This window comes from Planococcus dechangensis (assembly GCF_042654465.1).
GTDB lineage: Bacteria > Bacillota > Bacilli > Bacillales_A > Planococcaceae > Planococcus > Planococcus dechangensis.
Genome location: NZ_JBHSGL010000007.1, coordinates 44,723 through 51,494, shown reverse-complemented (window position 1 = coordinate 51,494; position 6,772 = coordinate 44,723). Strand labels below are relative to the sequence as shown.

At 47.4% G+C, this 6,772-nt stretch carries 7 protein-coding genes and 1 rRNA gene; all 8 read right to left on the bottom strand.

What is annotated here, in order from left to right:
* A 16S ribosomal RNA gene (locus ACFO5U_RS13390) occupies window positions 1-67 on the bottom strand; the annotation flags it as partial.
* Window positions 68-414: 347 nt separating this feature from the next.
* Window positions 415-1,899: a lysine--tRNA ligase gene (gene lysS, locus ACFO5U_RS13385; protein ID WP_377279612.1), complete on the bottom strand. Its 1,485-nt coding sequence runs from the start codon at window positions 1,897-1,899 to the stop codon at window positions 415-417.
* 224 nt (window positions 1,900-2,123) lie between these two features.
* Window positions 2,124-2,615, bottom strand: a complete 492-nt coding sequence (gene folK, locus ACFO5U_RS13380; protein ID WP_377279611.1) for a 2-amino-4-hydroxy-6-hydroxymethyldihydropteridine diphosphokinase — start codon at window positions 2,613-2,615, stop codon at window positions 2,124-2,126.
* Window positions 2,615-2,977 (bottom strand): dihydroneopterin aldolase, encoded by a 363-nt coding sequence (gene folB / locus ACFO5U_RS13375; RefSeq protein WP_377279610.1) that lies wholly within the window; start codon window positions 2,975-2,977, stop codon window positions 2,615-2,617. Before folB ends, folK begins: the two co-directional genes overlap by 1 nt.
* Window positions 2,977-3,786: a dihydropteroate synthase gene (folP, locus tag ACFO5U_RS13370; protein WP_377279609.1), complete on the bottom strand. Its 810-nt coding sequence runs from the start codon at window positions 3,784-3,786 to the stop codon at window positions 2,977-2,979. The genes folB and folP overlap by 1 nt, the downstream gene beginning before the upstream one ends.
* Window positions 3,787-3,933: 147 nt before the next feature.
* Window positions 3,934-4,869 carry a cysteine synthase A gene (gene cysK / locus ACFO5U_RS13365; RefSeq protein WP_377279608.1) on the bottom strand — a complete coding sequence of 312 codons (936 nt, stop codon included), beginning with the start codon at window positions 4,867-4,869 and terminating at the stop codon, window positions 3,934-3,936.
* Between the two features lie 107 nt (window positions 4,870-4,976).
* Entirely contained in the window at window positions 4,977-5,903 is a 927-nt protein-coding gene (locus ACFO5U_RS13360; RefSeq protein WP_377279607.1) for a peptidyl-prolyl cis-trans isomerase, read from the bottom strand.
* Window positions 5,884-6,765 (bottom strand): Hsp33 family molecular chaperone HslO, encoded by an 882-nt coding sequence (gene hslO, locus ACFO5U_RS13355; RefSeq protein WP_377279606.1) that lies wholly within the window; start codon window positions 6,763-6,765, stop codon window positions 5,884-5,886. The genes ACFO5U_RS13360 and hslO overlap by 20 nt, the downstream gene beginning before the upstream one ends.
* Window positions 6,766-6,772 lie beyond the last annotated feature (7 nt).

Below are 6,772 nucleotides of genomic sequence, written 5' to 3'. Positions count from 1 at the left end.
GCTCGACTTGCATGTATTAGGCACGCCGCCAGCGTTCGTCCTGAGCCAGGATCAAACTCTCCATTATAGAGTAGTGTTGATTGCTCAATCGTTGCTGGCGTATCGCCGTCCGTAGACGCGCGATTCGCTTTGATCTGCTTGCGCTGATCAGTAAGTTCGCCGCGATCACTCGCGGCTGTATTGTTGACGTTTTGCTGTTCAGTTTTCAAGGTTCATAGGCGCTTATATGACAGCGACTTTTATATACTATCAAACTCTCCTTTAAGAGTCAATAGTTATTTTCTCGCTTTTTTGTACCACGCATTTTCTAAAAACGCGACAAGAAGTATCTTACCACCTATTCAACTTTAGCGCAAGAGTATTTTAAAAATAAAACCAAACAAGCTATTCGGCTTATTTGGCTTTATTTTTTTACTATTCTTTTGGACGCATCTGCGGGAACAATAATACATCTCGGATCGAGGCAGAATTAGTCAGCAACATGACTAGGCGATCGATTCCGATGCCCAAGCCTCCTGTCGGCGGTAGACCATATTCAAGTGCTTCGATAAAATCATCATCCATTTCATGCGCTTCATCGTTTCCTTCTTCTTTCTCTACTAATTGAGCTTCGAAACGTTCGCGCTGGTCAATTGGATCGTTTAATTCAGTAAAAGCATTCGCATGTTCTCTACGTACAATGAATAATTCGAAGCGGTCCGTGAAACGCTCATCTTCAGGATTTTTCTTAGCCAAAGGAGAAATTTCGACTGGATGTCCATAGATAAATGTTGGTTGCACTAACTGCTCCTCGACTTTTTGTTCGAAGAATTCATTTAGGATGTGCCCAACTTCCATCGTCGGTTTAATTTCGATGCCGTGCTCATTAGCAAGCGCTTGAGCTTCTTCTTTCGACATTTGTTTCCAGAAGTCCACACCTGTGTACTCTTTAACAGCGTCTGCCATATGTAGACGCGTCCAACCTGGAGCCAGGTTGATTTCTTCTTCGCCATATCGGACAGTGGTGTTACCAAGAACCTCTTGTGCTGTATGAGCGATCAAGTTTTCCGTCAGTTCCATTATGTCATTATAGTCAGCGTATGCTTCATAGAGCTCCAACATCGTGAACTCTGGGTTATGGCGTGTTGAGATTCCTTCGTTGCGGAAAACACGGCCAATCTCGTAGACTTTTTCCAACCCACCGACAATAAGACGCTTCAAGTGAAGCTCGATGGCGATACGGATATACAATTCCATATCCAACGCATTATGGTGAGTTACAAACGGGCGCGCTGTCGCTCCACCCGCTATTGAATGAAGCATTGGCGTTTCAACTTCCAAGAAGCCTTCGTTATCCAGGTAACGGCGCATCGATTGAATGATACGGCTGCGAAGGATAAACGTCTCTTTACTTTCTTCACTTACAATTAAATCGAGATAACGCTGGCGGTAACGCTGTTCAACATCTTTTAGGCCGTGGAATTTTTCTGGCAGCGGGCGAAGGGCTTTCGTTAAGTACTCCACTTCTTGGGCTTTAACAGAAAGTTCGCCGACATTTGTTTTGAATACAGTCCCGCGAACCCCGATAATATCGCCGAGATCTGCTGTATTAAAGAATTCGTATGATTCTTCGCCGATTGCATCTTTGCGGACATAGATTTGAAGTTGGCCTTTTAAGTCTTGTAAGTGTGCAAAACCAGCTTTCCCTTTACCGCGCTTTGTCATGATACGCCCTGCGATAATCACTTCAACCGATTTTTCTTCTAGCTCTTCTTTAGAGAACTGATCGTATTGTTCCACGATCTCTTTCGAAAGATGCGTGCGTTCGAAACGCTTGCCGAACGGATCGAGTCCGTGATCACGGAAAGTTTGCATTTTCTGGCGCCGCACCAATAATTGGTCATTCAATTCTTCTGACATGTCCTACACTCCTTTTATGTTAAAACCACGTGCTTTCGTGTATTTATCCATTGTACACAATTTCTCATGCCGCTACATAAGAAAAAGCTGCCAATGTTCGGCGGCAGCTTTTCATCTCACTTACACTGCTTAAGGTATCGTCAGCTTTTCTTGAAACAGGTTCTCTTTTACCACTTGTTTTCAGGCTGTTCTAAATTCCTTTTCAGCTTTTAAAGTTTCTGTGATCACTCGTGATCATATATAAAAGCATTTGTGTCACTATAGGTTTTCCATAACCTTAACTCTTGTGCTTCCACATCCGCCGGAAGAATCAGCTTAGGTATGAGCTCTCGGAGCGGAACGAGAACAAAAGCCCGCTCCTGCATATGAGGGTGTGGGATAACCAGCCTCTCCGTTTTCATATTGTCGTGATTATATAGCAAAATGTCAAGGTCTACCGTACGCGGGCCCCAATGGACAAGACGCTCTCGGTGCAACGCCTGTTCAATCTCCTGACAGACATCCAACAAGTCGAGCGCAGAAAGCTCTGTCTCCAAACGAACGGCTAGGTTCAAAAAAGCGGACTGCTCAATGAAGCCAACAGGAGCCGTCTCATAGATGGAAGATATTTTCACATTAGAAATTCCTGTGTGTGCTTGAAGCAACCGAACCGCTTCTTGAAGTTGCGCTTTACGGTCTCCTAAATTCGAACCGAGTGACAAATAAGCGATGTTCATTAGAAATTCCCCCGCGTGATATCGATGGCAACTGATTTGTAATGGCCCGGGATCGGCGGATCGGGTTTAATCAACTGAACGCGCACGCCTTGGACAAGCGGAAACCGGCTCAAGAGTTCGGCTGCTACAGTCTCAGCCACGGCCTCTACCAGTTTTTTTGGTGTCCCTTCAATAATCTCACGACACGTTTCGTATGCTTCACCGTAATGGACTGTATACTCTAGTTCATCAGTTTCTCCGGCGCGCTTCAAGTCGACCGCCAATGTCACCGTAGCCCTGTAGCGTTGACCGAGCTTTGTTTCCTCCGGAAATACACCATGGTAACCGTAAAACTCCATTTCATTCAAATGAATATAATCCATCAATTTCCCTCCACCTCGGTCATTCCAGTCAAGAAATCCATCATCTTAACTGTGCGTACCGTTTCTTTTACGTCATGTACACGGACAAGTTGACAGCCTCTCATTACACCAAATGCGACGGTCGAGAGAGAGCCTTCCAGACGCTCATCAACCGGTACATCGAGCAGTTTTCCAATAAACGATTTGCGCGAAGTGCCGAGCAGCACCGGATAACCCATCGCTACAAGTTGATCGAGATGTTGCATCATTTCAACGTTTTGCGCGAGCGTTTTGGCGAATCCGATGCCAGGATCCAGCCAAATATGATCGTTCGGCACCCCTGCATTTCGTGCGATAAGGATGCTTTCCGTTAAATCTTCCCGGACGTCCGACCAAAAATCATCGTAAACAGCTTTTGACCGGTTGTGCATAAGGATGATCGGCACTTGCTTATCAGCTGCGACTTTAGCGATTTCAGGGTCGTATTTCGCGCCCCAGATGTCGTTGATAATGTCTGCGCCCGCCTCGACAGCTGCTTTGGCGACGGCCGATTTGTAGGTATCGATGGAAATGAGTGCATGCGTCTGCTCTTTGAGCGCCTTAATAACTGGAACGACTCGCGCGATTTCCTCTTCATCTGAAATTTGCGTGTGTCCTGGGCGCGTCGATTCACCGCCAACATCGATAATTGCCGCACCGTCTCCGATCATTTGCTTGGCGCGAGAGACTGCTTTTTCGACATTATCGAATTGTCCGCCGTCGGAAAAGGAATCCGGCGTGACGTTAAGAATTCCCATCACGTGTGTTTTTTCGTTTAAGTTTAGGTTCATCCAAATTCACCGTCCATCTATGAAATAAAGAAATTGGTTATTTCCTAGGAAATAAAAGTCTTCAAACTACTTTCATCTTATCGTGAATGCATGCCTTTTTGCCACAATAAAAGAGCCCGCTGAATCAGCAGGCTCTTTTGTCATTTATTAATTTTCATCGAATTGATATAGCGGAGTGCTCAAATAGCGCTCGCCGTTCGACGGCAAGATCGCTAATACTTTCTTGCCTTTTCCGAGACGCTTTGCGAGTTGGAGCGCTGCATAGATAGCAGCCCCTGATGAAACGCCACCGAGAATGCCTTCTTCGCGGGCAGTTCTGCGGGCGAACTCGTAGGATTGCTCGTTGCTTACTTGCATGATTTCATCGTAGATTTCTGTGTTCAATACGGCCGGAACAAATCCAGCGCCGATGCCCTGAATTTTATGGGGACCAGGTTTACCTCCGGACAAGACCGGGGAATCGGTCGGCTCGACAGCTACAATATGGATGTTCGGAAAATGTTCTTTCAACACTTGCCCAGCGCCTGTAATGGTGCCGCCTGTCCCAATGCCGGAAATAAATCCATCCAATTGATCCATCGCTTCCACGATTTCAGGGCCAGTCGTTAAACGATGCACTTCTGGGTTTGCCGGATTGTTGAATTGCTGCGGCATGAACCAGGAGTTTTCAGCTGCGAGTTTTTCGGCTGTCTTGATGGCGCCGTTCGGCCCGTTCATTCCGTCCGGACCTGGCGTCAACACTAATTCTGCTCCGTATGCGCGCAAAAGGTTGCGACGTTCCATGCTCATTGTTTCCGGCATAACCAAAACAGAACGGTAGCCTTTTGCTGCAGCAATCATGGCGAGGCCGATTCCCGTGTTGCCGCTTGTCGGCTCGATCAAAGTATCACCGGATTTCAAGTCACCGGATTTTTCAGCTGCTTCAATCATCGCCAATGCGATCCGGTCTTTAACGCTAGAGCCTGGGTTGTAGTATTCCAATTTCACGTACACTTCTGCATCCTCAGGACCTGTCAACCGGTTTAATTTCACAATTGGTGTATGCCCAATCAAATCAGTAATCGAATTTCCTACTCGTGCCATGCTTACCACTCCTAATCCCTAGTATTTTTGTCGACATTATTTCTTTTATCCTATCAACTGTCTTAGGAACTGTCAATCCTTAGGAAAAGGGCGTATGTATGCGCCCTTTATTCACCGTAGAACCATTCAGCATTGAATTCCTGCCAAAATGCTTCAGGAGATACGGATTGAGGCAATTGTTCAAGTGCCAGTTCGCGGCTGATATGTTCTTTTACTTCGTCGTAGCTGAATGTTCGACCTTCGATTTTTTCTTTGACCATGATAATGGCTGTGCGCCCATCATCGAGCGCAAGCGGCTGCGACCAAGTACCGGGATCGATATCCGCTACCGCTGCTGTAATTTGCTGGTCAATTGACGGTTGATTCGGCGACACAAAACCAATGTCTCCACCAAGGTTGCCAGTAGCGTTATCAATCGAACGTTCACGCGCGAGCGCTTCAAAGCTCGAACCGTTATCAAGTTCTTTTATTGCTTCTTCCGCTTCTGCTTTGGAATTGAGGACAATCATGCTCGTCCGGTAGGAATCTTTGACTTCATAAATCGCACGGTTGTCTTCGTAGAAATCTTTGATAGCCTGTTCTTCGATCAGAACATCTTTCGTCAATACTTTCTCTAAGATCAATTGCGCTTTCACTTTTTCGCGCTGGCGCTCCGTGTCGCTGGCGTAGAGCAGCTCTTCTGTTCCGTCTTGTGCAGTCCGTATCATCGCAAGTTCGAGGTCGATTTCCTTATCGGATACCTCAATATCATAATCGGCTGCTGCTGCGGCCATGACTTTTTCATTGACTAACTCAAGCAAGGCGCCGCGGCCGTGCTGTTCTTCCATCGCCGCCATCCATTCGGCGCGGGTGATTTCTTCGCCGTCGACTGCTGCGACTTCTTCATTCGCTGCACTGCTGCCGTTCGGGATGAGCCAGGCGATAAACCAAAATAAATTGGCCAGTAGCAAGATGCCGATTACCAAAAGGACCGGTTTCGTTTTCAAATGGCGCTTTTTTGCCGGAGGTGCGGTATTAATTCGATTCGATTTCATTGAGCAACGCTTCCAATTCTTCTTTGTTGTAGTGGTACTGTTCGTGGCAGAAATGGCATTCCGCTTCTGCTTGACCATCCGTTTCGATCATTTCACGGATTTCTGCGGCACCTAAGCCGATGAGCCCTTCAGCGAACTTCTCTTTAGAGCAATCACAGCTGAATTGCACAGGTGTTTTTCCGAGAATTTGGACATTTCCCTGTCCAAGCACTTCTTCCAGAATTTCTTCCGGGGAAAGCCCGCGCTTGATCATGGAAGAGACAGGTTCTATTTTAGCTAAGCGTTTTTCGATGGCAGTGATGGTCTCATCGTCCGTATCCGGCATCAGCTGGATGATAAAGCCTCCCGCGGCGAGGACCGAATTGTCGGTATCGACGAGCACGCCAAGGCCGACTGACGACGGCACTTGTTCAGAGACAACAAAATAATAGGTCAAATCTTCCGCGATTTCCCCGGAGACGATCGGCGACTGGCCGGTGAAGTAATCGCGCATGCCGAGGTCTTTGACGACCGATAGCATGCCGTCGGTGCCGACGACGCCTTTGACATCGAGTTTGCCGCCTTTGCTGTCGACATGGGTTTGCGGGTTTGAGACATAGCCGCGCACATTGCCTTTGGCATCGCTATCGACAAGCAGATGGCCGATTGGGCCACCTGCTTCAATTTTCAATGTGACGCGGTCGTCCCCTTTTAGCATTGCGCCGAACATGACACCCCCTGTCATTAAACGACCGAGTGCTGCAGTTGCAGCAGGCCATGTTTGGTGGCGGCGCTGTGCTTCGCCGACTGTTTCTGTTGTATTCACTGCAAATGCACGGACATGGCCGTCAAAGCCGAGGCCGCGTACTAAATAGTCTGCCATAAAGTTC